Annotated in this window: 33 protein-coding genes; 13 read left to right on the top strand and 20 right to left on the bottom strand. The window is 62.4% G+C overall.

Translation table 11 applies throughout. The annotated features are described in order from the left end of the window. Nucleotides 1-38 precede the first annotated feature (38 nt). From ASE71_RS35855 to ASE71_RS21810, 3 genes are all read left to right on the top strand, one after another. The gene (locus ASE71_RS35855; protein WP_156400691.1) at nt 39-209 is read left to right on the top strand and encodes a hypothetical protein; all 171 of its coding nucleotides are present in this window, start codon (nt 39-41) and stop codon (nt 207-209) included. Nucleotides 210-442: 233 nt separating this feature from the next. Then, complete coding sequence (locus tag ASE71_RS37400) at nt 443-574, top strand: hypothetical protein (protein ID WP_255380915.1); 132 nt, start codon at nt 443-445, stop codon at nt 572-574. Nucleotides 575-979: 405 nt separating this feature from the next. After that, on the top strand, nt 980-1279 hold the full coding sequence (locus ASE71_RS21810) for a hypothetical protein (protein WP_089043607.1): 300 nt from the start codon (nt 980-982) through the stop codon (nt 1277-1279). Nucleotides 1280-1392: 113 nt separating this feature from the next. Here ASE71_RS21810 and ASE71_RS21805 read toward each other — a convergent pair whose 3' ends face one another. Together ASE71_RS21805 and ASE71_RS21800 are read right to left on the bottom strand one after the other, a co-directional pair. Beyond that, nucleotides 1393-1941, bottom strand: coding sequence for a BA14K family protein (locus ASE71_RS21805; RefSeq protein ID WP_034793472.1), 549 nt, complete (start codon nt 1939-1941; stop codon nt 1393-1395). A 191-nt stretch (nt 1942-2132) separates the two neighbouring features. Next, on the bottom strand, nt 2133-3215 hold the full coding sequence (locus tag ASE71_RS21800) for a D-alanine--D-alanine ligase family protein (RefSeq protein WP_060516146.1): 1083 nt from the start codon (nt 3213-3215) through the stop codon (nt 2133-2135). Between the two features lie 180 nt (nt 3216-3395). Between ASE71_RS21800 and ASE71_RS21795 the strand changes: the two genes are divergently transcribed. After that, complete coding sequence (locus ASE71_RS21795) at nt 3396-3983, top strand: dienelactone hydrolase family protein (RefSeq protein ID WP_274533426.1); 588 nt, start codon at nt 3396-3398, stop codon at nt 3981-3983. A gap of 71 nt (nt 3984-4054) precedes the next feature. On the opposite strand, the gene ASE71_RS21790 is transcribed toward ASE71_RS21795, so the two are convergent. Then, nucleotides 4055-5707: an arylsulfatase gene (locus ASE71_RS21790; protein WP_051659281.1), complete on the bottom strand. Its 1653-nt coding sequence runs from the start codon at nt 5705-5707 to the stop codon at nt 4055-4057. Nucleotides 5708-6214: 507 nt separating this feature from the next. On the opposite strand from ASE71_RS21790, the gene ASE71_RS21785 reads away from it, so the two are divergent. After that, on the top strand, nt 6215-7171 hold the full coding sequence (locus tag ASE71_RS21785; protein ID WP_060516144.1) for a hypothetical protein: 957 nt from the start codon (nt 6215-6217) through the stop codon (nt 7169-7171). A gap of 546 nt (nt 7172-7717) precedes the next feature. Here the strand turns inward: ASE71_RS21785 and ASE71_RS35850 are convergent. From ASE71_RS35850 to ASE71_RS21745, 8 genes are all read right to left on the bottom strand, one after another. Beyond that, nucleotides 7718-7903: a hypothetical protein gene (locus ASE71_RS35850; protein WP_143556319.1), complete on the bottom strand. Its 186-nt coding sequence runs from the start codon at nt 7901-7903 to the stop codon at nt 7718-7720. Nucleotides 7904-7911: 8 nt separating this feature from the next. Beyond that, entirely contained in the window at nt 7912-8130 is a 219-nt protein-coding gene (locus tag ASE71_RS21770) for a hypothetical protein (RefSeq protein ID WP_060516142.1), read from the bottom strand. A 10-nt stretch (nt 8131-8140) separates the two neighbouring features. Further along, complete coding sequence (locus tag ASE71_RS21765; RefSeq protein ID WP_034793452.1) at nt 8141-8422, bottom strand: hypothetical protein; 282 nt, start codon at nt 8420-8422, stop codon at nt 8141-8143. Nucleotides 8423-8976: 554 nt separating this feature from the next. Next, on the bottom strand, nt 8977-9150 hold the full coding sequence (locus ASE71_RS35845; protein ID WP_156400690.1) for a hypothetical protein: 174 nt from the start codon (nt 9148-9150) through the stop codon (nt 8977-8979). Continuing rightward, nucleotides 9147-9752 (bottom strand): hypothetical protein, encoded by a 606-nt coding sequence (locus ASE71_RS21760; protein ID WP_060516141.1) that lies wholly within the window; start codon nt 9750-9752, stop codon nt 9147-9149. The genes ASE71_RS35845 and ASE71_RS21760 overlap by 4 nt, the downstream gene beginning before the upstream one ends. Before the next feature lie 86 nt (nt 9753-9838). Next, a complete protein-coding gene (locus tag ASE71_RS21755) occupies nt 9839-10360 on the bottom strand; it encodes a helix-turn-helix domain-containing protein (protein ID WP_060516140.1) in 522 nt (173 codons plus the stop codon). Nucleotides 10361-10421: 61 nt separating this feature from the next. Beyond that, complete coding sequence (locus ASE71_RS36260) at nt 10422-11108, bottom strand: hypothetical protein (RefSeq protein WP_162251803.1); 687 nt, start codon at nt 11106-11108, stop codon at nt 10422-10424. Next, the gene (locus ASE71_RS21745; RefSeq protein ID WP_060516138.1) at nt 11029-11763 is read right to left on the bottom strand and encodes a hypothetical protein; all 735 of its coding nucleotides are present in this window, start codon (nt 11761-11763) and stop codon (nt 11029-11031) included. Before ASE71_RS21745 ends, ASE71_RS36260 begins: the two co-directional genes overlap by 80 nt. Nucleotides 11764-12575: 812 nt before the next feature. Between ASE71_RS21745 and ASE71_RS21740 the strand changes: the two genes are divergently transcribed. Then, nucleotides 12576-13226 carry a helix-turn-helix transcriptional regulator gene (locus ASE71_RS21740; protein ID WP_082566246.1) on the top strand — a complete coding sequence of 217 codons (651 nt, stop codon included), beginning with the start codon at nt 12576-12578 and terminating at the stop codon, nt 13224-13226. Nucleotides 13227-13932: 706 nt separating this feature from the next. Here the strand turns inward: ASE71_RS21740 and ASE71_RS21730 are convergent. Then, nucleotides 13933-14181, bottom strand: a complete 249-nt coding sequence (locus ASE71_RS21730) for a hypothetical protein (protein ID WP_034793442.1) — start codon at nt 14179-14181, stop codon at nt 13933-13935. Between the two features lie 241 nt (nt 14182-14422). Here ASE71_RS21730 and ASE71_RS21725 point away from each other — a divergent pair, with 241 nt between their 5' ends. The 3 genes from ASE71_RS21725 (at nt 14423) to ASE71_RS21715 (ending at nt 15548) form a co-directional block, all read left to right on the top strand. Further along, on the top strand, nt 14423-14854 hold the full coding sequence (locus ASE71_RS21725) for a hypothetical protein (RefSeq protein WP_060516136.1): 432 nt from the start codon (nt 14423-14425) through the stop codon (nt 14852-14854). After that, the gene (locus ASE71_RS21720) at nt 14851-15042 is read left to right on the top strand and encodes a hypothetical protein (protein WP_060516135.1); all 192 of its coding nucleotides are present in this window, start codon (nt 14851-14853) and stop codon (nt 15040-15042) included. The genes ASE71_RS21725 and ASE71_RS21720 overlap by 4 nt, the downstream gene beginning before the upstream one ends. Nucleotides 15043-15143: 101 nt before the next feature. Further along, nucleotides 15144-15548: a hypothetical protein gene (locus ASE71_RS21715; RefSeq protein ID WP_034793402.1), complete on the top strand. Its 405-nt coding sequence runs from the start codon at nt 15144-15146 to the stop codon at nt 15546-15548. A 35-nt stretch (nt 15549-15583) separates the two neighbouring features. Here ASE71_RS21715 and ASE71_RS21710 read toward each other — a convergent pair whose 3' ends face one another. From ASE71_RS21710 to ASE71_RS21700, 3 genes are all read right to left on the bottom strand, one after another. Continuing rightward, nucleotides 15584-15736, bottom strand: a complete 153-nt coding sequence (locus tag ASE71_RS21710) for a hypothetical protein (RefSeq protein ID WP_034793400.1) — start codon at nt 15734-15736, stop codon at nt 15584-15586. Between the two features lie 323 nt (nt 15737-16059). Next, nucleotides 16060-16473, bottom strand: coding sequence for a hypothetical protein (locus tag ASE71_RS21705; protein ID WP_060516134.1), 414 nt, complete (start codon nt 16471-16473; stop codon nt 16060-16062). A gap of 136 nt (nt 16474-16609) precedes the next feature. Continuing rightward, complete coding sequence (locus ASE71_RS21700) at nt 16610-16951, bottom strand: hypothetical protein (RefSeq protein WP_082566245.1); 342 nt, start codon at nt 16949-16951, stop codon at nt 16610-16612. Nucleotides 16952-17343: 392 nt separating this feature from the next. Here ASE71_RS21700 and ASE71_RS21695 point away from each other — a divergent pair, with 392 nt between their 5' ends. Beyond that, nucleotides 17344-18330: a glycosyltransferase family 2 protein gene (locus ASE71_RS21695; RefSeq protein ID WP_060516196.1), complete on the top strand. Its 987-nt coding sequence runs from the start codon at nt 17344-17346 to the stop codon at nt 18328-18330. Between the two features lie 225 nt (nt 18331-18555). Further along, nucleotides 18556-18798: a hypothetical protein gene (locus tag ASE71_RS21690; RefSeq protein ID WP_034793396.1), complete on the top strand. Its 243-nt coding sequence runs from the start codon at nt 18556-18558 to the stop codon at nt 18796-18798. A 124-nt stretch (nt 18799-18922) separates the two neighbouring features. Here ASE71_RS21690 and ASE71_RS21685 read toward each other — a convergent pair whose 3' ends face one another. The 4 genes from ASE71_RS21685 to ASE71_RS35840 all read right to left on the bottom strand — a co-directional run bounded on the left by ASE71_RS21685 (nt 18923) and on the right by ASE71_RS35840 (nt 22309). Then, nucleotides 18923-19654, bottom strand: a complete 732-nt coding sequence (locus ASE71_RS21685) for a class I SAM-dependent methyltransferase (RefSeq protein WP_051659275.1) — start codon at nt 19652-19654, stop codon at nt 18923-18925. Then, nucleotides 19651-21222: a GMC oxidoreductase gene (locus tag ASE71_RS21680; protein WP_060516132.1), complete on the bottom strand. Its 1572-nt coding sequence runs from the start codon at nt 21220-21222 to the stop codon at nt 19651-19653. Before ASE71_RS21680 ends, ASE71_RS21685 begins: the two co-directional genes overlap by 4 nt. Nucleotides 21223-21396: 174 nt before the next feature. Then, nucleotides 21397-21651, bottom strand: a complete 255-nt coding sequence (locus ASE71_RS21675) for an Imm8 family immunity protein (RefSeq protein ID WP_060516131.1) — start codon at nt 21649-21651, stop codon at nt 21397-21399. A 118-nt stretch (nt 21652-21769) separates the two neighbouring features. Next, nucleotides 21770-22309, bottom strand: coding sequence for a hypothetical protein (locus ASE71_RS35840; protein WP_156400688.1), 540 nt, complete (start codon nt 22307-22309; stop codon nt 21770-21772). A 69-nt stretch (nt 22310-22378) separates the two neighbouring features. On the opposite strand from ASE71_RS35840, the gene ASE71_RS21665 reads away from it, so the two are divergent. Then, nucleotides 22379-22579, top strand: coding sequence for a hypothetical protein (locus ASE71_RS21665; protein WP_060516129.1), 201 nt, complete (start codon nt 22379-22381; stop codon nt 22577-22579). A 73-nt stretch (nt 22580-22652) separates the two neighbouring features. Here the strand turns inward: ASE71_RS21665 and ASE71_RS21660 are convergent, their stop codons facing one another. Further along, complete coding sequence (locus tag ASE71_RS21660) at nt 22653-22919, bottom strand: DUF1127 domain-containing protein (protein WP_034793390.1); 267 nt, start codon at nt 22917-22919, stop codon at nt 22653-22655. Nucleotides 22920-23533: 614 nt separating this feature from the next. Here ASE71_RS21660 and ASE71_RS21655 point away from each other — a divergent pair. Continuing rightward, nucleotides 23534-23965: a GFA family protein gene (locus ASE71_RS21655; RefSeq protein ID WP_060516128.1), complete on the top strand. Its 432-nt coding sequence runs from the start codon at nt 23534-23536 to the stop codon at nt 23963-23965. The last annotated feature ends 275 nt before the right edge of the window (nt 23966-24240 follow it).

Here is a 24240-nt window from a genome sequence, read left to right as displayed (position 1 = left end):
AGCGGTTGATCCCGCTCCCACGACCACGGGAGGTTCCCATGACACGACAATACCTGATCGCCGCTCTTTGCGCGGCCCTTCTTGCGGCTGCCGGCTGCACCACCGACCAGGCGAGCCGCACCAGCACTCCTGCTCCGAGCCCCAGTTACCAGGGCATGCAAGGCGTCCAGGGCATGAGTCAAGGCGGCGGCGGTGCTGGCGGCTATTGAGGTCGCTGATGCTTCGTAAACGGCGAAGGTGACGAGGCTCGACGTTGGTCCAGATCGCCCGCCCGCAGTGTCGCTCCCGTGCAAAGCCTCGGCCGAACGCACCGCGCACCGAAGCCAATCGGATTGAACATCTTGGGCCGACATGCGTTGAGTAACCATGACGCGCATTCTCGCTGCCGCGCCATTTGTTTGCGCGCATTCTGTGTTAAGCTTCCCCTTGGGAGGAAAATGCCATGGAGAATTTCTTCGCACTCGCCGCCATCGTCGTCGGCTCCGCAATCCTGGGGCTCGCGCTCGCCTACGGGTTTCGTCGCAAGGACGCGCACCGCCCTCCCGAACATGACGACGCCCGGTTGAAGTTCTAGAAGACGTTGAAGTTCTGGAAGACCGGGCTTTTCCGACCTCGCCGGTCCGCGGCCGCTCCGCTTGTCTGCCTCTTCGCGGGGTTGCCGCAATGAGCGATTCCTAGCAGACGCCTCCCCTGCAAACGCGCGACCGGTTTTTACAATTCCCGCTAGAATGGACGCGGCAGAGTTCGCCCCGATATCATCGACAGGATGTCTGGCTCGATAGCGCGTGCTTGGGATGCCGATTGCATCGCGGGCCAAGACTTGAAAAACGACAGGAGCCGGATGCGATGTCCCCCAATCCGCACGGCCACGCCCCCTCATTGAACCACCTCCAATCTTGCGATCTTGAACGCCCAGACCGGAACCTTTTCCGCTCGCCTCGGCTTATTCCTGGCAAACCGCCAGCAAGGAGATGCGACGATGAACAAGGCAAACCCGAAATCCCGTGACCGAGAGACACCGGAAGACGTGCCCCCGTCTGGCGAAACACGCGCAGTGCCGATCGGTAAGATCCCGCCGCTCCCCGTCGACCAGCTTCCCGCGGGAGACGATCCGACGCCGGTCGACCAGGGTCGTGTGCCGCCCGTTCCGAGCCGCGACGAAGCCAATGTCGATCCGGACGATGCACTGCCTGACGACCGCGAAGAGAAAATCCTCGAGGATGATCCGGGGCGCGAGAAAACCCGCTTCGACGAGGAGATGCCGCGCAGCAGTCGATAGAGGCTGCGTTCCCACCCATGCCGGGCCGCGTTCCCTCAGCGCATGTGAATGCCAGAAAACAAAAAGAGGCCCGCCGGTCAGCGACCGGCGGGCCTCCTTAAAACACGCTCGCCTCAGAAGTAGGGCGAATAGCACTGCTGGCGCGGGCCACCATAGGGCTGGAACGAGTTGTCCCAGGCACGGTAGGAGCGATAGCGCGCATAGCACCAGTCGGCATGGCGCGGGTTGACGCCAGTCTCGTAGCGACGCGCCGGCGGAGCGGCAATCGCGCCGCCGATGATGACTCCGGTGCCGAAGGCCGCCAGCGGATACCACCAGCCGTCATTGTGGCGGCGATAGCCGTAGCGCTCGTAACGATAGCCGCGGTGGCCGTTATAGTAGCCATAGCGGTAGCCGCCGTCCCAACCCGGACGCGGACGATAGCCGCCATGCCAGCCTGGCCGCGGGCGGTAACCGCCGTCCCAGCCGGGGCGCGGGCGATAGCCGCCGTGCCAGCCCGGCGGACGCCGGCGATGGTGACCGCCGTTCCATTCCCGGTGCTGCACCAGTTGAACGTCGCTCTTCTGCACCCGCTCGATGGCAACAGCCGGCAGGGCGTTTGCCGGCGTGATGCCCGAAAGAGCCGTTATCGCCGCAAGCACGACGATGCCAATCTTCTTCATTTCATCACCTGTCCGTTTGTAACAGGTGCGAGTTTTGGCCGGGGCGACGTGAACCCACAATGAATGCGACAATCCTAATATGGACCGCAACTCATAGGTAGCATCGCAATACTCCAGGGTGACACTGCCGCCCGGCAAGCCCGCCATCCCCGGCGATGGCCTGCCATACCCGGGTTGCCCCTGTCATCCCCTCAGGTGCGCCCGCCCGCCTTGCCGCGCAGCTTCAGCGCATGGGCGATCAGCGTCTCCACCACCTGGCCGTAGGCGATGCCGTCGGCTGCCAGCGCCTTGGCGTACATGCTGATATTGGTGAAGCCGGGAATGGTGTTGATCTCGTTGATCATGAGGCTTCCATCGGCGCGCAGGAAGAAGTCCACCCGCGCCATCCCCGCGCAGTCAAGCGCCCGGAATGCCCGCGCGGCCATGTCCTTGGCCTCGGCGATCACCTCCTCGGAGAGTTTGGCGGGCGCCTCGACGACTGCGCCGCCGGCATCGACATATTTGGCGTCGTAGCTGTAGAAGCCGTGGCTCGCAGCCGGAATGATTTCGCCCGGTCGCGAGACGGTGAGCTGTCCCTTCGCATCCTCCAGCACCGAGCACTCGATCTCGCGGGCCTGGACGAACTCCTCGATCAGCACCTTGTCGTCGTGCCGGAACGCCTCGTTAAGCGCCGCCTGAAGCGCGTCCAGACTGTCAACGCGGCTGACGCCGACGGAAGATCCCTGCCGCGCTGGCTTGACGAAAACCGGCAGTCCCAGGCTTTCGAGGATGGTCTCGCTTGAATAGGCGTCGCCCGCATGAAGGCCGATCGCCCGCGCAACGGCAATGCCTTCGGCGACCAGCAGGCGCTTGGCGAGCGCCTTGTCCATGGCGACTGCCGAAGCCGCGACACCGCAGCCGACATAGGCGACATCGGCAGTTTCCGCATAGCCTTGCACCGTCCCGTCTTCGCCGAAGGGACCATGCAGAACCGGAAAGATCAGGTCGATCGCCGGCAACAGCCCTTGGCTGCCGTCGGGCGCGATGGTGACCGCCCGCCCCCGTCCGCCGGGGATTAGCGCCACCTGCGTTCCCGACACGGGGATCGCCTTCGGCAATTCCCCGTCTTCGAGATCAACCAGCATCCAGCGGCCATCCCTGGCGATCCCGATCGGCACGATCTCGTAGCGCGTCCGATCGAGCGCCGCGACGGCGTTGCGCGCCGACATCAGCGAAACCTCATGCTCCGCCGACCGGCCACCGAACAGCACGGCAATGCGCAACTTACCTGTCATGATCCTTTTCCCTCCAGAATCGTGGTCCATCGTGCGCAACCAAGCGAGCGAAGATGGCAAGAAAAGGTCGAGAGAGGCGGCATCAGCGTGGAAGGAATATTTTCCTTAAGGGCAGCCTTGCCGCTTGAATTCCGCCGAACGAAATACAATTGATGCGCGAACACTGGTTTGAAGGAGAAGGTGCCGATGGCCGAGGTCCTCGTATTCCACCATGCCCAGGGGCTGACACCCGGCATGCACGCTTTTGCCGGCGACCTGCGCGCGGCCGGGCACGTCGTCCATCTGCCCGATCTCTTCGAAGGGCGTACATTTGCGAGCATCGAGGAGGGCGTTGCCCATATCGAGGCGGTCGGCTTTGAAGAGATGCGCGAGCGCGGCGTGCGCCTCGCCGATGCCCTCCCCGAAAACCTCGTCTATGCCGGCTTCTCCTTCGGTGTCCTGCCGGCTCAGAAACTCGCCCAGACCCGCCCCGGCGCCCGCGGCGCCCTGCTCTTTTACTCCTGCATCCCGATCAGTGGCCAGTGGTCCTTCGGCCCCTGGCCGGCAGGCGTACCCGTTCAAATCCACGGCATGGACAACGACCCGATCTTCGTCGGCGAAGGCGATATCGACGCCGCCCGCGAGATCGTCGAGAAGGCAGAGGACGCCGAACTGTTCCTCTATCCGGGCGACCAGCACTACTTCGCCGACAGCTCGCTGCCCTCCTATGACGCGGCGGCAACTGCGCTGGCGATGAAACGGGTACTTGCCTTCCTCGAGCGGATCTGACCGGCGCCTCGAAAGCCCGACGGTCGAGCGGCGCTGCCGTGATCAGACAGCGCCGCTTCTCATTTTCCGGTTCAGTTGCCGGTCGGCATCGGCAGACTGAAGCCTTCCTTGCCGAGCTCATCGCGCAGCCACTGGAACTGCTGATACTTCGAGATTTCGATCGGACCGGTATAGGTCCCGCTTTGAAGCTTGCGCGGTGGATATTTGACGTAGGTCATCATCAATTGCTTGATGGAGTCGCTGATGGTCACCATCGTCCAGGTGCGCTCGGTGTAGTTGTTCATGAAGATGTCGTAGCGCTCCTGCGGGTCCTGCCAGAGGTCGAAGATCTGCGGCACCGTCGCCACATATTTGTTCGGACCCTTCCAGCCCTGATTGCTGTCGACGGCAAGGCCGCCGGTCGCCTGTCCATTGTCGCCACGCAGGTTGAACACCGCCTTGTAATTGCCGACGCGGGCAGCGCCGGGAGACAGTTCGTTCTCGGTGAAATAGAACCATGAGTTCCGTTCCGACTTGCCGGTTCCCAGAAGCACTGGCGACATGTCGAAGCTGTCGAAGATGATCGGCTGGCCCTCGCGGTCCTTGTCCGGCAGAGCGACACCGGCAACTGAAGCAAATGTGGCCATCAGGTCGAGGCCGCCGACGATGTCATGGTTCTTGGAGCCGGCCTTGATCTTGCCCGGCCAGACGGCGATGGCGGGAACGCGGTTGCCACCCTCGCGCACCGTGCCCTTGGTGCCACGAAACGGCGTATAGCCGGCGTCGGGATAGACATCCTGCCAGGCGCCATTGTCGGTCGTGTAGAAGACCAGCGTATTCTTGTCGAGGCCGGTCTCGCGCAGCTTGTCCATGATGCGGCCGATGCGGGTGTCCAGCTCGACGATGCTGTCGGCATATTTCGACTTCGACAGCGATTTATGCTCGAACTCGGGCGCCGGCATGTTCGGCTGGTGCACCTTCATGAAGTTGACGTCGATGAAGAACGGCTTGTCGGATTTCGCCGCGTCGTCGAGAAACTCGATGGCCGCCTTTTCGACGTAGCTGTCGAAATAGGGGATGCCGACGACCCCTGCCGCGCCATTGACCGTGGGCGTGTCGATATACTGGCCGTTGATCTTGAAGTCCTCGACCGCCGTTTCGCCGGCCTTACCGGAGAGCGCGCCCTTGGTGACCTTCTGGAACATGGCCCTGAGCTTGGGGTCCATATCCGGGAACCAGGTCGGGTCGGCGTAGGTGTAGGCGTTGAGGTGGTAAAGGCCGCAATACTTCATGACGTCGAAGCCATGGGCGTTCGGCAAGGCATAGTCCGCCTCGCCCAAATGCCATTTGCCGGTGAAATAGGTCTGGTACCCGCCGAGCTTCAACACGGAGGCGAGCGTCCATTCGGCCGCCGGAAGACCGCCGCCTTCCCCCTGGAATGCAACCGTCGTCATGCCGCTGCGGTTGGGAATACGCCCGGTGATCATGGCGGCGCGACCCGGCGTGCAACTCGGCTGGGCATAGAAATCATAAAACAGCATGCCCTGTTCGGCCAGCTTGTCGATGTTGGGTGTCGGCATGCCTCGTCCTTCACCGCCGCCATAGGGGCCGAGGTCTCCGTAGCCGGTGTCATCGGAAACGATCAGAAGGATGTTGGGTTTTGGTGTTGCTTGCTGCGCACGCGCCGGGGTTGACAGGCCAGCGACAATGCTCAGCCCTGCCACGCACGACGCCAGAAGTTTCATCGGAAAAGTCCTCGACACGCAGCGGGACGAATTTGAATGATCAGATGCCTTTATCATTGTCAGGTTCCTTCCTGCGATGAGCCATCGCGCGAAAAACTGATCTGGGAAGAAGCACGTCTCCATTGAGGTTCGACGCGCAAAGCCATGCCTGAATTTTCAAACAAATTTCGGCTGCCAAAACGGCAACTCACGACCGATTGCGAAAGGCCGTTGCCGTCTGCGCGGGCATGCTGCTCCTTTCGCGCGGGCAATCAAGTACGTAACTGTAACGAACGCCATAAACGTGGGCGCTCAACCGGTGGCGCAGTGACCGCATCGGGCCGAAATCGACCGGAAACGAGCCTCCCTTGAGCCGCGACCTCATTATTGGATTTGCCTTGCAGAAAGATCCAGGCACTGGAAATCTGATACAAATACGCAATACTGAAGAAATCCGAGGTGACCGCAAATCATTCTCGAACTTTCAAATAATATTGCTGCAAGAATTGAAATTGTTTTGGAGTAACCGTGCTGATCTACTCGGACGAAAATCTTGAAGTCATCCATCGACCGGGTTCATCCCCCTATCTGCTGGTGACCTTCAACGAGATGGAGATCCAGGCAAACGGCAGCCGCTACTGGGGCCAGCGCTTTTGCGAGAAGGCCGACATCTCAGCCCTCGGCTTCATCAGTAGGCGGCCCAACTGGTTTCCGACGGCAAGCGTGGTCAAGGCGGTCGAAGCCGCAGCACCCATTCTGAATGCAGCTCCCGAGCGCATTCTGTACGGCCATTCGCAGGGTGGTTATGCGGCGCTTCGCTATCGCCGGCGCTTCAATGCCACCACGGCCATCGCCTTTTGCCCGCAGGTCTCGATCGACCCGAAATCCGTTCCCTACGACAATCGCTTCCTCCGGCATTTTTCGCCCGATCTGCACGCCAATATGGGCATTTCGCCCGATCAGGCCGCCGGCCGCGCCTTCATTTTTTATGATCCCTTCCACGCGATAGATCGCCGCCACGCCGAGCGCATCGCAGCACTTCAGGCCGAAACGCATCTCGTGCGCGTTCACATGACCGGCCACGGCACCGTCCGCGTCTTTACCGGCACCGAACGTGCCCTTTCGCTGATCGCCGCCTGCAGAACCCATGACGTTTCGCGCCTGAGGGGTCTTGCCCGCGCCGCCCGGGTCGATGCGCCCATGCGCCCCTATCAGGTCGCCGTCGCCGCCATGGCCCGGCATCCCGCCTGGTCCGACGCGCTCGACGCCCGCTTCGGCGACCGTTTTGCGCCAACGGAGCGGGTCAACTTCCTTTATCACCGCGCCAATCGCCACATCCGCGACGGCGATCTCGTCACCGCACGCAATATGCTGGCGAAGGCTCTTGCCCTCCTGCCCGGCGATCCCGCCCTCACGCACCGGCTGAAGGAACTCGACGCTCGCATCCTGCGCGAACGGAAGGTTGCGAGGCGCCTCGTAGGGTAGGATAGGCGATGTTATTCGGCCGGCTGCGCGTTGCTTAGCTTTCCTCGTGGGGCGGAGCGCGTCGGAGATAGACCTCATCGACGGCTGCCAGGAGAGAGCTTTCGGTTGAGGTAGACAAATTGAACTCGAACATAAGAAACCGGGCAAGATGTTCGGCGCAGCTTCCCTCCCGCGGTATCTGGTGCTCCGCGCAGGTCGCCTCGAACACACACCGCAACAGCTCGATTTCCGCGACGCTCATCAAGACATTTCCATTCGCGTCAGACACGGGCGTTTACCTCGTCTTCTTCAGGTCCGCTGTGGTGCGTTGAGAAGCACAGCGGAGGCCAAATTGCTGGTCGAGGCCGGCCATAGTCCAGGAGCCGATATACAACCGCGCTCCCGTCCAGGACCCGTCACGTTCCACACGCCTGCCATATTGATCGAGTTCGCCCGTGTTGCCGGTTGCCCCACCGTTTCGCAGCCAAAGCGCGAGGCCAATCTGATGTGTGCGATGGAGCGGTTTCATCGGCGTCTATCTCCTTGTCTTGACGCAGATCAGTTGCTCTACAAAAGCCGGTGGCGCTCCTGCGTATCCCGGCTGCGCTTCAATATGCCGGAGCTGTCATGACGTTCCTGCGGCCTTTCGCATGCCTTTTGACTGGCCGGCTTTGCGACCGTCAGCACAAGACCACGGTGACGGATTTCAGGTTTAACCCGGAATAGTCGCTTCAATGTTTCGACATAGCGCATGGCATTCCTCAGTGGCTGCGGGTCATTCCCCAGTCGATCGGTTCCAGATTGCTTTCAGCGCTGACCCGCTCCTGTCCGAGTTCATCGTTGCGAATTCGATATTGAGGGGCGTTGTCGCGTAGCGGCATCTTTGCGGTGATGCGATAGGTTTCGGCGGTTCTCGGTGAGAGATGATGACGGTCTCGCAGGCGAACGGACAGTCCGACGGGATAGCGATGTTGGGACATGGTTTTATCCTCACTGTCCGGGCGCATCTGATATCTCGGCGCCGCTGAGCGCGACCAAACGCGCCAACTCGTCGGGTTCGATTTGTATCAACCGCATGCGGTAGTGGTTCTCGACTGTCGCGGGCAACTTGATGAAGGTGGCAACACGGCGGTAGGCGAGCCAGGAAAGCCCTTCGATCGGCACCTCGTCGTCATCGATTTCGTAGGCGCCGGCGACGATCGTCTCATCGACGCCCGGCAATCTGAACGGTCGGTCGAAATGGATTGTCCGGTGAATCGTTCGGTCGAACATGACATCTCCTCCCGATACCGGCAGCCGCCGGCACGCGATCTCGTTTGATACCGCTGCGTGCGGCAGCGCTACGACGCGGCGATCTAAGGGGGAAATGGCGGGTCGAGGTTCTGACGCCGCGAGAAGCCAAGCAGGCTTAAATCGATTTAATCAGGGTGCGCGTCAATTGAGGTCTATTCAAGGCCAAGATGAGGCAGACCCTTCGTGGCCTGGATACCCGGGCGCAGGCGGCTGGCGACCGCTGACAAAGCAATCGGCCGCATCAATGACGCGAAAGTCTCGCATGCGGTCAACAAAAAAGCCCGGGGCGAAATCGCACCGAGCTTCCTCATCATCGCTCTTACACCAGTGCCAGTACATTCGTGGTCAAAAGTGTAACGCGACACGGCAATTGCGAACGGCGAAACGTTCAGCGCTCACCTGCATGATGTTTTCCGACGAACCGGAGGTGGCCACCACGACCGAGGGAAGAGCCTTCCGGGGATAATCGTTACCGTGCCTGAGAGACCGGCGCGCGCCCCATCCACACGGTTCCGGTCGCGTCCGCCGCCCCCTCAGGCCGGTTCGAGCGTCGCGTGTTCAGCCGAACATGCGACGCTCGTCGCGGTGCGCAGCCGCGCTGACGCGAGGGCATTCGAACCCGCCATCGCGGCAAGCGGCGCGGCGAAGCGCGAGCCGGGCTTGAAACCGCGCCACTGGCAGCGGCCGATCCTCGCGCTCGCTTTCACGCCCCTTCCTTCTCCCGCGAAAGCCCCAGCTGCCAGTGCAGCTCCATCAGTCCGCGCTTCAGCCAGGCGAGCTGCGGTTCCGGCATGGTGCGCAGCATCTCGTAGTCCATGATGCAGACGTTGAAGACAGTGGTCTTCACCTGCGGCCCGTCCGGCAGTTTCAAGAGCACGCCTTCCAGCTCCATCATCCGGTTCGCCGCCTGGCGGGCGCCGCGGGCGCGCTCGGCGCTCGTCTCGCCGGCAAAACCCTTCACGTCGAACAGCGATTGGGCCCGCACGCTCGGGAAAGGAATGCCGGTGAGGCTGTAGTAGCGCGCCATCTGCCGGCTGTATTCGTCGCCCGCCTCGCGCTCATGCGCGGTCAGCTTGCCGTCGAGGAACATGCGACCGAGCGTGTAGCCGGCAAAGGGGCTGGCAACATCGGCGTCGCGCCTGCCGGAAAAATGCATGCGCCGGCGCGCGTCCAGCGCCACGGAGCAGACCTCGCGCTCGCTTTCGCCATGCTTGATCTGCCCGCCCGGATAGCGCGCCACATTGGCCCTGCGCGGCCGGCCCGCCCGGCTGGCGCGCTTGATGCGGATGCGCTCTGCCTTTGATGTCATGGTCTCTTCTCCTTTTGCAATCTGCATGTGCCCTCGCCCGCTGCATGTGTCTGCGGCCGCGGGCGGGACTGAAATTCGTCGGAAAATCAAAATGCCGGCGCGCCGATCCCGTCGGCACCGGCATTCGCGGGCAAGCGGCCCGGCTGCTGGGTCCGTCCGCGCCGCCGCGCATTGCCGGGCTCGCGCTTGTTGACGGCGTGCAGCACCGAGGTGTGGTCGCGCCGAAAGATCCGCCCGAGCGCCGGCAGCGATAGATCCGGGCGCTCGTCGTAAACGGCGGTCATGCAGCGGTGCCGCGGCTCGACCAGCCGCCGCTCGCGGCCAACCCCGATGATGTCCTCGAAGCTGATCCCAGGATAGGCGCCAAGCACCTCCTCGATAATCGCCCGCACCGGCCGGCGGTTGAACAGATCGCTGTTTGCCACCGCCGTGGCACCGCAGATCAGCCGCGCCTGAGAGAGGATGCGCGCCTCGGCATCGGCGAGCGCCAGTTCCAACTCCTGGATCCGGCTCGCCTGCGCCCGCACCTGAACGGCGACGATGCCGACGAGATCGTCGAGCGTCGCCGGTTTTGCAGCCGCGCCCCCCGCTTCGTCCCCCGAGAGCATCCTTTCCGCCAACCCTTCCGCTGCGCGGCCCGGTGCCTGTCCTGTCGTCAATTCAGTGCCTTCAGACCGCATGGAAAGCCTCCCTCGAAACGGCTGGATTGAGATTTGCACGCTCGACGCCGGACACGAGCCAGTCGCGAAACGCATTCCGCGCCGCCGGATTTTGCGGGGCCGTATCATCCGGCTGCCTATCAGCTGCGCTTTCGGTCGGGACGTTCGCGCCTTGCGCCCGCCCGTCGGTGGAAACTGCATCTCGCCCGGCCTTCGCTGCCGCATGCGCCTGACGGAAGCTTTCGACCATCGCCCGCACCCGGCTGCGGCTTGCCGGCGATCGCCGATCGTCGGCCGGGCGCGGCGTCAGCGCCGCAACCATCTCGCGTTTGCGGGCAAGATCCGCCCTGAGACCCAGCGCCTCCGCCTTGGCGAGCGCTGCCAGCACCGGCGGCTTGGGAATCGTGCCGAGAAGCACGTTGGGATTGGCGGCATAGTCGCCGCGGATCAGTTTCTGCGTCGCCGCCGAAAGCCCCGAGGCCGGCACGCCCGAAAGCGCGTAGTGGTAAACCGCAATGATCTTCCTCGGCTCGATCGTCGGGGGCATGGTCATGCCGGCCGTCTGCATCGCGTCGAGGCTGCGCAGCACCGCCGCCTCGTTGACGCAAGCCAGCCGCTCAGTGAGCGCGGTAATCTCCCGGCCCAAGGTCGAAAGCCGGGCCTCCGCCGGCGAAATCATCATCTCTGAATAGGTCATTGTTCTCGTTTCCGTTCAGTTGGTTTTCGATTGTCTGCCTGCATTCCCGCTGATGGCGGGCAAAGGCGGTCTCGTGTGGCGGCGCCTGGGGGTGATGGCCGCTACGGGCCTGTCCGCCACCGCGCAACCCGCGGCCGCCGGCATTGCGCATCCAGTTTCGCCAGGTGGCGGCCCAGTCGAGCTTGGTCGCATCGCGTCCGGATTTGGCGCGCCAGTAGTCGCGGAACTTGTCGAACTCGACGCCGGCCTCGGCCCGGCCGAAGCCGAGGCCGGCGGCAAAGCCCCAGTCGGGCTCGAAATCTTCAGGCAGCCGCATCGCCCGGCCGCTCCCGTTGCGCCGCGAGCCTGCCGCATCCGGAACGGCTGCAGCCGGAACCGGCCGGTCGGCGTCCCCACCCGGATTCGGGTCGGGAGAGTTAGTTTCTTTAGGGGGTGTGGGGGAGCTTTCTTTATCAGAGAGGGCACCGTCGGCCGTCACCGTGACATCGCGTGACGTCACGCGGGCCCGACGGCGCTGCTGCCTTTCGCGGTCGCCCGCCCGGCGGCGCTCGATCTCGGATACGTGCCCCGCCTCGGCAGCGCGCACGGCAGAAAGGATCATCTCGGGCGACGCGCCCGATTGAACAAGAGCTTCGACGATTGCGGTAATGCGCATGCGCTCAAGCCCTCGCCGGCCGGGGGAAAGGAGAGCGCACCACCTGGCGGGAGGAGACGCCCGCCACCCGGCTTGGACGACGAATCCCGGCCTTGGAATCGACGTCCCCGGTCGCCAGCCGCCCCGGAGTTTCACACGTCGGCAAAACCCCGCGCCCTCCCGGCGCCTTCCCTGTCAAATCATTGTCAGCCATGCCGCTTCCCATGCTTTCCCCTTTGGCCGTGCCCATTGGCACGGCCATTCGTCGCGCCTGCCGCGCGCCCGCTTCCGATTGTTCTTCCCGTCACTGGCCGGTCGCCTTGCCGCCCACCGTCAGGCAAGCAGCCGGTCGCCTTCGCCGTCCCCTCCCGGTGTCAGGGGGCCACGCCTCCGCCGAAGGAGGCACTTCAACGGCCGAAACCCGTGACCTTGGCGCCGCCGGCGCGCACTGGCTGCGCGCCGGCTGCTCGACACCGACGTGGCGCACGTCATCGACCACGGACCGTCATCGGCCCGCGTGGCAACCATGCGCCGGCGCGCCGGCATCGATTGGAAAAGCGAGAGGTCGCCGGGGAGGAAACGACGGCCTCTCGCCTGGACCACCGCACAAGATGCGGCGATCGATGCTGAATGCGCCCCCTGGTCGGCATCGGCTGAGACGGATCGATCATCCGCATCCAGTCCGCTTGCTGCCCACTGGGCGCCGTGACGGTTGCTGCAGCGGTTTCTGCCGCTCATTTCCGTTGACATCCTATTCATAGTAGGATTTCTTATTGCCATCAAGAGGAAAAATCCTATTGGACGACGGAAACGGAATCTGGGATGCCAGTGCCATGGACGAATTGCGCCACCTCATCCGGGAAGCAGTCGACGCGAAGAAGACGACCTACAAGGATCTGTCGATCGCGATCGGGAAGAACCATGCCTATATCCAGCAGTTCGTGGAGCGGGAGACGCCGCGGGAACTGCGCGAGCGCGACGCCCGCGCGATCGTCGAGCTGATCCAGGGGGCTGCCGCCGCCGGCGAAGCCGCGCCCAGACGCGCGCCGGGTTTTGCGCCGCAGATCGTGCCCGGCGAGCAGCTCGTCGGCCATCGCGACCTGCCGATCTTTGCGGCCGCGCAAGGCGGCGACGGCCATGTGATCGTCACCTTCGATGCGGTCGAATATGTCAAGCGCCCGTCCGTGCTCGAGGGCGTCAAGGGCGCCTACGGCATCTACCTCACCGGCAGCTCGATGATCCCGGCCTATGAGCCGGGCGACATGGCGCTCGTCCACCCGCACCTGCCACCCACGCGCGACAAGGACGTGGTGCTCTACCACGTCCCCCCCGCCAACGATGCCGAGGCAATCATCAAGCGGCTCGTCTCGTTCAACGACCGCGAATGGACGCTGAGGCAATACAACCCCTTCCTGGAGTTCACCGAAAGCCGGGTCGAATGGTCCTTCTGCCACCGGGTCGTCGGCAAATACAGCGCGCGGTAAACGGGGCGAGCACCACAAACAATCACAGGATTTTAAAGAGATTGAGCGGCAATCCGGTCGGGATCGCCGAGCAGCCGCCCGTTAAGGCACGCCGCAATCTTCCGGCCCCCTCGTCGCGCTTTAAGTCTTTGATTTTTCGCCCATCGCCGCCGCAAACAGCACAAATAAGCGAGTTGCCCTAGTCGGAACACCGATCGACCAAGGCCTGAAAAGCAGCATCAACCGCTGTCCGAGGGCTGTTTGCGACCACCCAGATCGGATCGGCCGCAGCGACGACCCTATCACCGGAACCACCAAGGTCAGCCGCCCGAACCGCCTCGAAAATGGCGCAGGCGCGCTTGCTCCTGCGATTGTACGCAAGCTCGAACATGGCCTCTGGAGGCCCGGCAGGATCGGCAAACACCTGCACGACATAGGCCCGAAATCCGCGCCTGTCGTCGCAAAAATTGATCTGTCGCAGGAGAACGGGGCTCAACTCGGCCTCGTCAACCGGAATGGGCGAAGACCAATATTGACCGGTAGACGGCTCGCCGCTTGCACGACTGTCGACGGACATCATTTCACGCCTCCCAACGTTGCGCGACGACATTACCACGGCGCACCCGGCTCGTAACCAATGAACATTGAGTGGCGCCCAAGCGGTGAGCGCCTTCTCGACCGCTCACGGATGTGACCGTTACGGGCCACCCCTGCCCGGCGACAGCCGTCACGCCGCCATCGCCTCCTCGATCTCCGTGGGCAGGTCGCCGATCGTAAAGAGCACCCTGGCATCCTCGAACTCACCGGTCGCCAGGTCGCCCGAGCGGCTGAAGGCGATCACCCCCACCTTGGTCGCCGCGAGCCTTTCGGCCAGCCGCTGGGCATGCTCGGGTCCGGTCGCCTGCACCGGATCGTCGGCGAGAAATGCGCCGCGGCTCCCCAGTGTGAAGCTCTGAACGACGAAGTAGGTGATCATCCCATGCTCCTTTTCCGCCACCTGGAATGGCGGCCCCACAGTGGCGCAATCACCCGAACAAAACAAGAACAAACAGTGCGTCATCGACAACTTGAACAAGGCAATTCCTGCCGGCAGTGTTTTTCCTATTGACTGAAAGATAGGATTTTTCCTATATCTACATCAGAAACACAGCCGGAGGGGCCGACAGGAAACCCGCGAAGGGTGTTCCAGTGCGCACCTCGAACAGACGAGGTGAACGATGTCGGATGCGATCTCCGTGGGCGCCGCAACGGCGATGAGCGCAGCACCCTTTCTAAAGCGCCGAGAAATCATTCTCGCCATGATGACGCTCGGTGCCGGCACCTTCTGCGACGAGACCGACACGACGGGCACCACCTACCGAACCGCAGCCGACTGGCTCGATGTGCATGACGGCGAGCATGTGGAGCGGCTAATCCGCTTCGATCTCGACGCGCTTCACGGCGAAGATGTTACCGAGACCGTCGCCGATGCCTGGCTGAACGGTTTCGACCAGAGCCCCGAGCAGGAACACAGACTGCCCGCTTTCGTGCGAACGTCGCAGGCATGGGAACGCTGGTGCGCCGATTTCAGCGCGCAGTGCGCGCCTTTCGGCCAAACCGCCCACGGCACCCTCAACCACCGCCAGCAGTTCGGAACCAGCTTGCGATGACCGTCACGCTCGACAGATCCGCCCTCTTTGCAGCCATCGAAGCCTTCTGGGAAACCGAAGGCGGCAACGATCGCGGCATCGAGGCGGCGATTTCGGCTTACCTGCAGCACCAGGGGCTCACCACCTTCGACGGCATGGCGACGCGCAAACGCGCCGCGCTCGCCGCCGCCACCGCCCGGCCCGCCTGACCTTCGCCTGCCCGGACGCCCCCACACGCCCAATATTGGCAATCTCCAATCATTTGCGAACATGCTAATAGACAGCAAAGGCATCGCGGAGGAGACAGTCCATGCCAAGGCTTGCGCAACTCTATTTCAAGACCGCAATCATCTTCCTGATCATCGGCCTCTGCATGGGCCTGCACATGGCGATCAGCCAGGACCATGCAGCAACGCCGGCCCATGCCCATACGAACCTGCTCGGCTGGGTGACGATGGCGATCTTCGGCATCTATTACGCGCTCAACCCGGCCAAGGCCGAGCGGCGGCTCGCACTGATCCAGTATTATGTCTACACGTCAGGCGTCGCGGTGCTCGTGCCCTCGCTCTATCTGATGACGACAGGCAGGCCCGAGATCGAGCCCATCGTTGCCGCCGCGTCGATCGTCGCCTTCCTCGGCGTGCTGCTATTTGCCGTGGTGATCTTCAGCAGCGCTGAAAGTCCCGCGCGCGCCAGCACCGCCCCATCGCGGTAGGTAGGCCGCTGCAGCCCGGGGCACCTCGTATCGCGTCACTTCGATGTCGATTTCAGCACGCGATGGGTCGCATCGTCCAGCGCATGGCCGGTTTCGACACCGTCCTGCCGAAAGCCGCGCGCCGTGTTGGCGCAAGCCGAAAGCACAAGCACCGCCAGGCACAGGAACGTCAGCATCGCCTTTGACATGATCGTCTCCGTCTTTTCCTCCAATCGGAAATGAAGCGCCGACCGGCAAAGTCAATCGATAGCCATGAAAACCGACCAGTGAAGCGACCACGGGGGCGCGCCTGCCCGCCCGTGCGCGGGCCACTTTATTTTGGCAACCGTACCAGAATCAGCGAATCCGGCCTTTCCCGCTCCGGCGGATGCACGTTAGCTTCCGTACCGCGCAGTACGTTCTTTCTGGACTGCGCTTCCCCGCACCCCGAGCCATTTTGGGTGCCTGCTTGCCCCGCCCTCGTGCGGGGCTCTTTCTTTCTAGGGGCCTGCCGGGTCGTTACCAACCGGTCTCAATCAACCTTGAACACTGCGTCGCCGACAAAGACGATGACATATTGTCCGCCCTCGCCCTCGCGCGCCCAGCCCTGCAGCACCGCTGCATAGGGTGCCCGCTTCCAGGCGTCCGGATGGTCCGGATCGACGAGAACCGTGACCTGCGGTCCCTGGCGATAGATCATCATATGCGAACGCGCCGGATCCCACGCCTCGCCCAACGTCTCGTCCGTACGCCAGAGACAGAGAAAGTCACGGCAAAGCTGCGGCCGGTCCTCATAGATCCGGCATCCCGCACCCGTGCAATGCCGACACCAGGCATTGGCCGGCTTCTCCAGCGCATCGATATCCGGCAGGCGGCAGCAGAGCGTACAGGTGCCGCAGGCGCGCTCGGCGAGCGGGGTGGCGTTGAAATGGGAAAGTGCGGTCATGCGGCGAGGTCTATCACCGTGCCCGGCCGCAAGGAAACCCGCAAAACTTCGACGTTACCCGACCGCCGACGCCGAACGATTGCCGGCACCGGCCTATGCGAGAGAACGATGCGATCGTCATGCGACCGCCCAGCCGTTATCCGATGCGCGGACAGCCGCTGCGGTTCGCCAGATAGATCCGGGCATATTGGCCGCGCCGGGTTTCGCCTTCAACGACGATCCGGTTGCGGCTCATGGCGGCAATTTCTGGATCGCGCAGGCCGGCGCGATAGGCCCGGCGCAACGCCTGACCGGTGCTGCAGCCGCGCGGGCGAACGTAATCTTCGTCGTCATACCGCCGCTCGCGACGGAAGTCGTCGCCGTAATAATCCCGGTCCCGGCCGATATAGAGGTCGAGTGATTGCGCCGGCGAGACGACCGGCATTGCGGTGACCGATCCCGCGGCCACCAGGGCCGCCATCAACAGCTTGCTCATCATGCTTGTCATGTCTGCCTCCTCCACTTCTTGGCGCATCAGCGCGAACGTGGATGAAGGAGAAACAGGATAGCGGCCAAAAAGTTTCGCAGAAAACGCTTTGACGTCAGGCTGCGCACAAGTGCCGAGCCGCTTGAATGCCGCCTTTTGCGATTGAAGGATACCCGCAGAAACTGTAGCAGCCGGGCGCACTCCACGTGTGCGAGCCACTCGACACAGCGATTTTCGCTCCCCATATCCGTGCGATCGTATGGATTGCCACGCCTGTGCTTTTGATTTAGTCCGGGTTCATATTGTTTATGACAAATGTCGGAATGAGCATGACGGATATCGCGTATCCCTTCAAGAATCGATCCGATGCCGAGTCGATCACGGATCGAAGCTTGTTTGATCGCATCGCGACCTGGTACGAGACGACCAAGGTCGAGCGGCGCGAGCGCAGGATGAACCACGCGGTCGATCTGCGCTGTGTCAGCCCCCAAGGGCAGACATCGCTCTATCCCGATGACCTGCCGCTGATCTTCCTGACCCGCAACGACGCCAAGCTCATGCCGGGCTTCCTCGCCCATTACCGGTCACTCGGGATCACCCGCTTCATCTGCGTCGACGATGCCTCGACCGACGGCACCCGCGAATTTCTGCTCTGTCAGCCGGATGTCGACCTGTGGGCATCCTCGGTCCGCTACAAGGATGCGCGGCGCGGACGCGCCTGGAGAGAGTCGCTGTTCGCACTGTATGGTGGCGAACGCTGGTACGTGAACGTCGATTCCGACGAATTCCTGATCTATGACGATTGCGAAAACCGCACGCTCTGGTCGGTCATCCACGCGCTCGAGGGCCTGAAGATCTCGCGCCTCCCGGCACCGATGCTGGACATGTATCCGGTCGATCTCGGGGCCGCCGACATCAACCAGTTGCAGACAAGTGCCCCCTGGGAAGTCGCCGATCATTTCGACAGCAGCGGCTACACGCTGACGACGACGAAGCGGGCGATCACCATCAAGGGCGGCGCTCGCCACCGCGAGTTCGACTCGGACCTGGAAATGATCAAGTATCCGCTGATCTATTGGGACGAGGACTGTCGCTTCGGCCCTAGCATCCACCAGCCGCTCCCCTATCAGCGCAACTTCTCGTCTATTCTTGGCACGCTGCTGCACTTCAAGTTCTTTGCCGACTACCAGAAGGTCATCAACGACGCGGTGGCCGATGGGCAATATTTCGACGGCTCGGCGGCCTACGCGAAGATGACGGATGCACTCTCCAGCACTGGCGCCCTGCAGCTCTTTTCCGAGTCTTCGATGAAGTTCGACGGATCGAAGCAATTGCTGCGGCTCGGCTTCATTACCGCGGTCCCGAAGGCTCCCGACGAAGGAACCCGCTAAGGCGGGTTTGTCGGTTCGCGCTTTCGCTTAGCCGGCTGTCGCTTGGGGAAAACCACCCGGCTCATGTTTACACTTCAGGGACAGCCGCACACGTCGGGGCGGTCACAGCCGCCCCACGCCACGTTTGGCATGTGTTTTTCAACCGACCCGCGAACCGGCCCGTTGATAATTCGACCAACCGCTCCATTTACAGCTTCAAGGCACTTAACCTGAGGAGAAGCCTTGATGAATCGAAACACCATCATCGGTATCGTGGTTGTGGTCGTGCTCATTGTACTTGCTGTGATGTTCCTGAAACCGGGGGCGAACCAGCAGGCAACCGAGACAGCGCCGACAACGACGACGACACAGCCGGCAACGACCGAGCAGCCAGCGACGACCCAGCAGCCCGCAACGACAGACCAGTCGGCGACGCCGCCAGCAACAACCACGCAGCCGGCCACGACGCAGCCCGCGACGACCCCGTAAACGCCCGCGAGCACCCGGCGCCAAAAACGCAATCACCCACGGGCGTCGCCCGTGGGTGATCCTTCATCGGAATTTTAAAGGCGAAGCGGCGACGGATGTCGCCCAAGCCGCGGGCAGGCCCGCGCTATTTCCTCACCACGGCCTGGATATTGGAAGGCATCATCGAATCGATCTTGTGATCGTCGGTGTATTTCCACGTCGTATCGTACTGCTGGGTAATGAAGACGTCGAAGAACCGGGCCGAGCGCGCCATGAGTTCGATGAACGGGCGCGCCAGCGGAAACACGTCGCACTGCAGGAGAATGCGCTGCATCAGAATGCCAATCGTTTCGAACGGCATGCTCGAGCCGCGCAGGTCCTCGATCTCGCTCCAGTCCTTGAACAGCATCTTGAAGGAGAAGGGCGTGAAGTGGAAATAGTTCTCGGGCCCCTCGTGGAAGGAGAACACCGCCGAGGCGGAGATGATCAGCTTGCCGTTCGGCTTCAGGATGCGGCGCATGTCGTCGATCAGCCGCTGCGGATCGGGAACATGTTCGAGCAGGCCGGTGCAGAGCACGATGTCGTAGCTTTCGCTCTCGATGGCATCGAGATGGTAATGCGTGTCGACGACGAGATCGGCCTTCTTGCGATCGGACTTCGAGACCAGGAACGAGTTCGGGAAAAACTCAGTATAGTCAACGTCTTCGGTGTGAACGATGATCGTGCGCTTGTTCGAAGCATTTTCCTGGCATAGCCGGACCAGGTTCTTCGTCGAAAGCTTGCCCCCGAAGTAGTTCTTTCGCGAGAGCTTTTGCCAGCGCGTGCGTTTCGCCCGCTGTTCCTTGCCGCTAAGTTCCGGGGAAGTCATTTCCGTCATGGATTACCCGCCTTTGTTTTGTGGCGCTGGCATATCTTATCGGCGGTAAGCATTGCAAGCGCCATGACTGTCAGTACTGGATTGGCGTAGCCGTAGGAGGTGAAGACCGACGCGCCTGCCGCATAGAGATTGTCGACCCCGTGCACCCGGCCATCGCGATCGATGACGGACATGTCGGCCGAGCGGCCCATACGCGTCGTGCCCATGAAATGGGAATGGATGCCGGTGATGTCCCAGGGCTTGCCTGCCGGCGGCAGCGTCGAGATCAGCTTGCCGATATTGTGGCGCAGCAGCAGCTCGGAAAGCTCGTCTAGAAATTCGCGGATCGACGCCTGATCATCTTCTGTCAGCGACCAGCGCACGACGCCCTTCGGCAGCCCATGGGGATCGCGCGCCTCGCTCAACTCGACCCTGTGCTCGGCATTGGGATGTTGGTCGAAGAAGCCGCGCACCACGAGGATCGAGCCGCCCGGCCCGAGCAACCCCATCTTGCCGATGACGTTGAAGGCGACCTGGCCGACAACCGCCAGCGCCGAGGTCAGGCGACGACGCAAGGTCGATTGCGGGCGATCGCCGCCCTCGCCGGCAGCCACCACGTGCTGCGCATGCTCGAGAAGCTTGAGCCCGATCGATTCAAAGCGCGGCGAAAACTGAACATAATGGTTCAGCTGGTCTCTCTTCTGACCCTTGCGCACGCCGACACCGAAGCGCAGCGAGCTGCTGCCGCTCTTGTGATCGCTGAACAGCGGCCCTGCCGTCTTCACCGTCTTGAACAGGTGAATGCGTCCGACATTCGCCTTCGGATGGGTGGAAAAGAAGCGGCCGATATTGTCGTTTGCCAAAAACCCGCCTTGGCGGCTGTTCAGCATGATGCGCGGGTTTTCGAGCCCCCCCGCGCAAAGCACGAATTCCGGGGCGGAAAGCTCCACGGTTCGCCCCTCGCCGATCGCCGCCCGCACCGCGCCGACGCGATCGCCGGCGGCGGTCGGGATCACCTGCAGCACGCGGCAATTATAGACGATGGTGAGATCAGGGTTCTTGCCCGCAAGCGCCTCCAGATAATCCTGACCGTTGAAGGCCGGACGGCTCCACTGGAACCGCTTGACCGAGACGGCCGGGTCGGAGACGAAATCCCGCCAAGGCGCCGAGCCGCCGTCATAGGCTGGCACCTGGTCGATAGCGCCGATCGGCTTCAGCTGCAGGAGTTCGATCGCCTGCTGGTAATATCCATCGAGTTCAGCGCGCTCCAGTGGCCAGTCGTTGCCGGACGTCAGGTCGACATCTTCCAGCGGCGCGACACGCCCGGACCAAAGATTGGTCGCGCCGCCGATCTGGAACGAAAGCCCGAACGGCTCCTGGTTGGCGATCTCGAAGAAGGGCGAGCTGTCGGAGTTGACGAGGTTGTCGCCGGTTTCAAGCAACGTGACCTTCAAGCCCTCCGCCAAGAGCCGCGTCGCCATGGCGCAGGCCGCGGCCCCCGACCCAACAATCAGCACATCGGAACCGATCGCCTGCAGGGCCTCGTCGCTGCACGCACGCGCGTCAATAATATTCCTGGTGTCCGTCATCGCTACTGCACTTCCACCCGCGGTTTCAAATGCCGGATGTCCCGACCTCGTCACCGTCATAGCTAATTGAGCAAACCGGGCAAGCGCGCTCGTCGATATAATCAGGGAAAACCGGCCCGTGCGGCCGGCGAGAGGCGGCGTTCACCAGTCGACCACCCAGAAGTCCGGGCGAGATCAGGTACTTTCCCACTCCCAGAAAAACCGCTTGCGCAGTTCCAAGAGGCTTTCTTCCCAACTGTCGCGCTGACTGGCGGCGAGCGCCTTGACCAAGTGCCCCTTGAGAACCGCGTGGCTGTAGCGTGGCAACGCCAGAAATCGCGTGTGCGGGGTCCGGCCGGGCCTGGTGTTGGGGGTGACCACCAGAACGGAAAAACTCTCCGCCCAGCTTTCCTCCTTCGTGCCGATCTCCAGCTCCAGCGTGAACTTCACGTCGTCTGGCGAAGTCGCCTCGGGTCCTTCATCGCAATCGAAGTCGAACTCCGTCCAGGCGCGGTAGCAGGCCGAAGGCGATGGCCGACTTCAGGTCGATCGCGCGAAACATCGGAAGTCAGCCCACCGAATCTGGCTGATCTTGCGCAGGCACGCGACCAGCAGTCGTCGGGCTTAGAAACAAAAACAACGCCAGCGCCACAGGGGCGACTGCTCCCCAGGCGCCAAGTGCCCTGCCAAGTCCGCCGGCTGCAACCGAATATCCATAGAGAAACAGGAAGGCGAGCCCCGAATTGGCAACGCCGAGATCGACCAGTCGTCGCAACGTCAGGAAAACCGCATAGCCGCCGCCGAAAATCAACGCCGATTTCGCTGGCCACCCTACTTCGTCAGCCGCCGCGAACGGAAACAGGGCTGCCACGAGCAAGGCGCACAGCGCGATGCCGAGCAGATAGTCCAATCGACCAAGCGGGACCGTGGAGAGCAATATTCTTCTGACCCTTGCAAATCGCATCCGCCACGCCCGCACTAATTGAATGCAGGCGATATACACATCGCAGCCGCAAGGTTCTACTTCGATGTCCCACCGAGCTCGGAAACGCCGGGGGACGCGGCGCACCGATCGACAATTCCAAAGCCGCTCGACCTTTTCGGCCAAGCCATTGCCGTCTGTTCCCCTATCGCCCGCCAATGCTATCAATTCGGAACCCACCCATGGAGCCCCCGAATGCGCGTCGTCTTCCTCTCTTCGCTGCTGCTTCTGTCCTCCTGCATACCGCACATCCCGGAGGACGTTCTCGACGCCGGCTGGTGCAGGGAGATGGCGGCGGCAAGGGCGAAGGCGACCGGCAAGGGGCGGGAAAACCTTGCCGCGGCGATGATCAAGCATGACTGCGCGGCCAAGCTCGCCGCGCCAGTCCCCCAGTGAGCCGATTGCCCTCTGAGCCGTTGTTCATCGGCCACCGGTTGCTGCGGGAAAAGAGGCCCGCTTGACGCGGGCCTCAGTTGTGTCTCGTCACCGGATAGCCGACCGGCATCTGCCAGAGCGAGATGTCGGCGATCTCCGGCTTCTTCACGCCCTCTCCCGTTTCTGCGCCGATATCGCGCAGCATACGGTCGGAGAGGTGGCTGAGCTGGTTGAGCGTCCGCTGACGCCTCCAGGCAGCAAGCAGGAAAGCGCCGACCGTGCGGCGGAAGCCGAACGTTCGAAAAAGGTCGTCCATGATCGCCGGCAAGGCGCCAGCGGTGGTCAGTTGCAATTCGCGCATGATTTTTCCCGCCGCGCAAAGCGGTCGGGTCCTCTAGATTATGGATGCGCGCGGACACGGAACTACGTTCCGGAAGCCGGTCACATCAAGTCAAAATGGAAGATACGAAAAGGCGGAACTCAGGACGCAGTTATGCGCCGAAGTAATACACAGGATTACGGCACACTCGTCGTGACGGGTGAACCATTCCACCAGAGGCGCGCATCTGAACAAAATTGATATTCATCGTATGCCTCCTCTAGTTTGAGCTCCGATTTGGCGAAAATTACACAGGATTACTTTGTCGGCAAGAGGACAATCTGCAGACGCAGGATTGAAGATGCGCCTGTTGCATGCCGGCAACACCAGCAATGCGGCGGGCTTTGTGAGCCTTGCGACCACCCCTGGTTCGGGCGTGACCGTCATCAACGGAAACGATCCCAATTGCACCGCCAATTGAACGGAGCCTTCTGATCTCGAAAACATAGGGGCGACCGACGCCGAACGGTGCCGGCGGTACAACTGGCCGAGGGTTGGTCGCGCCGACCGCTACGCCGTCGGCCCGCACTTGAGGATCGGTGATCCAGCCCTTATGGAACAGACATCAATTCGGCTCAGACCAGACGGATGTTTCCATGAATTTCGACGTTCAGGACCTCAACGGCGCCTGCCACTGCAAAACGGTTCGCTTCAATGTTCGGCTGAAGAATGGCCTCCATACGGCCCGCCGCTGCACCTGCTCATACTGCCAGCTGAAGGGCGCGGTTGCCGTCTCGGCGGCCAAAGACGGCGTGACTGTGCTTTCGGGCGGCGAGGCGCTGACCAAGTATCAGTTCAACACAAATGCAGCAGAACACTTCTTTTGCTCGAAATGCGGCATCTACACCTTTCACAAGCCGCGCTCCAACCCCGATTTCTACGGCGTCAACGCAGCCTGCCTGGAGGGCGTGAGCCCCTTTGATTTTGAAGAATTGCCGGTCAACGATGGCATCAATCATCCGATGGACACCAAGGGCTCAACCGGTCCCCGGCTCGCCGGAACCCTGCGATATTTTCCGGCCAAGTGATTCACGAGCCCTGCAAGACACGGCGCGACGGCGGCCCGGCCGTCGCGCGCGCTTGGCGACTGATCGCCGGAAGACCAATCACGCTGCCCCAGCCCTGTCTTTGCGATCCTCATCCGCCGCCCGTCCCACGGTTCAGCGGAATGCGCGCCGCCCACTGGGGTCGCAACATCGAACCGGCATATTTTGCAACGGAAACGGGCCGTGACTTTTGCCCAGAAGCCCGGACAAATGCGATCGGCGTAGATATAGGAATTGTAATCTAATCAGCGCTTTAG

This window comes from Ensifer sp. Root954 (assembly GCF_001429005.1).
In the GTDB taxonomy this organism is placed as follows: Bacteria; Pseudomonadota; Alphaproteobacteria; order Rhizobiales; family Rhizobiaceae; genus Ensifer; species Ensifer adhaerens.
Note: the sequence above shows the minus strand (reverse complement) of the source record. Positions and strands in the feature narration are given on the sequence as shown.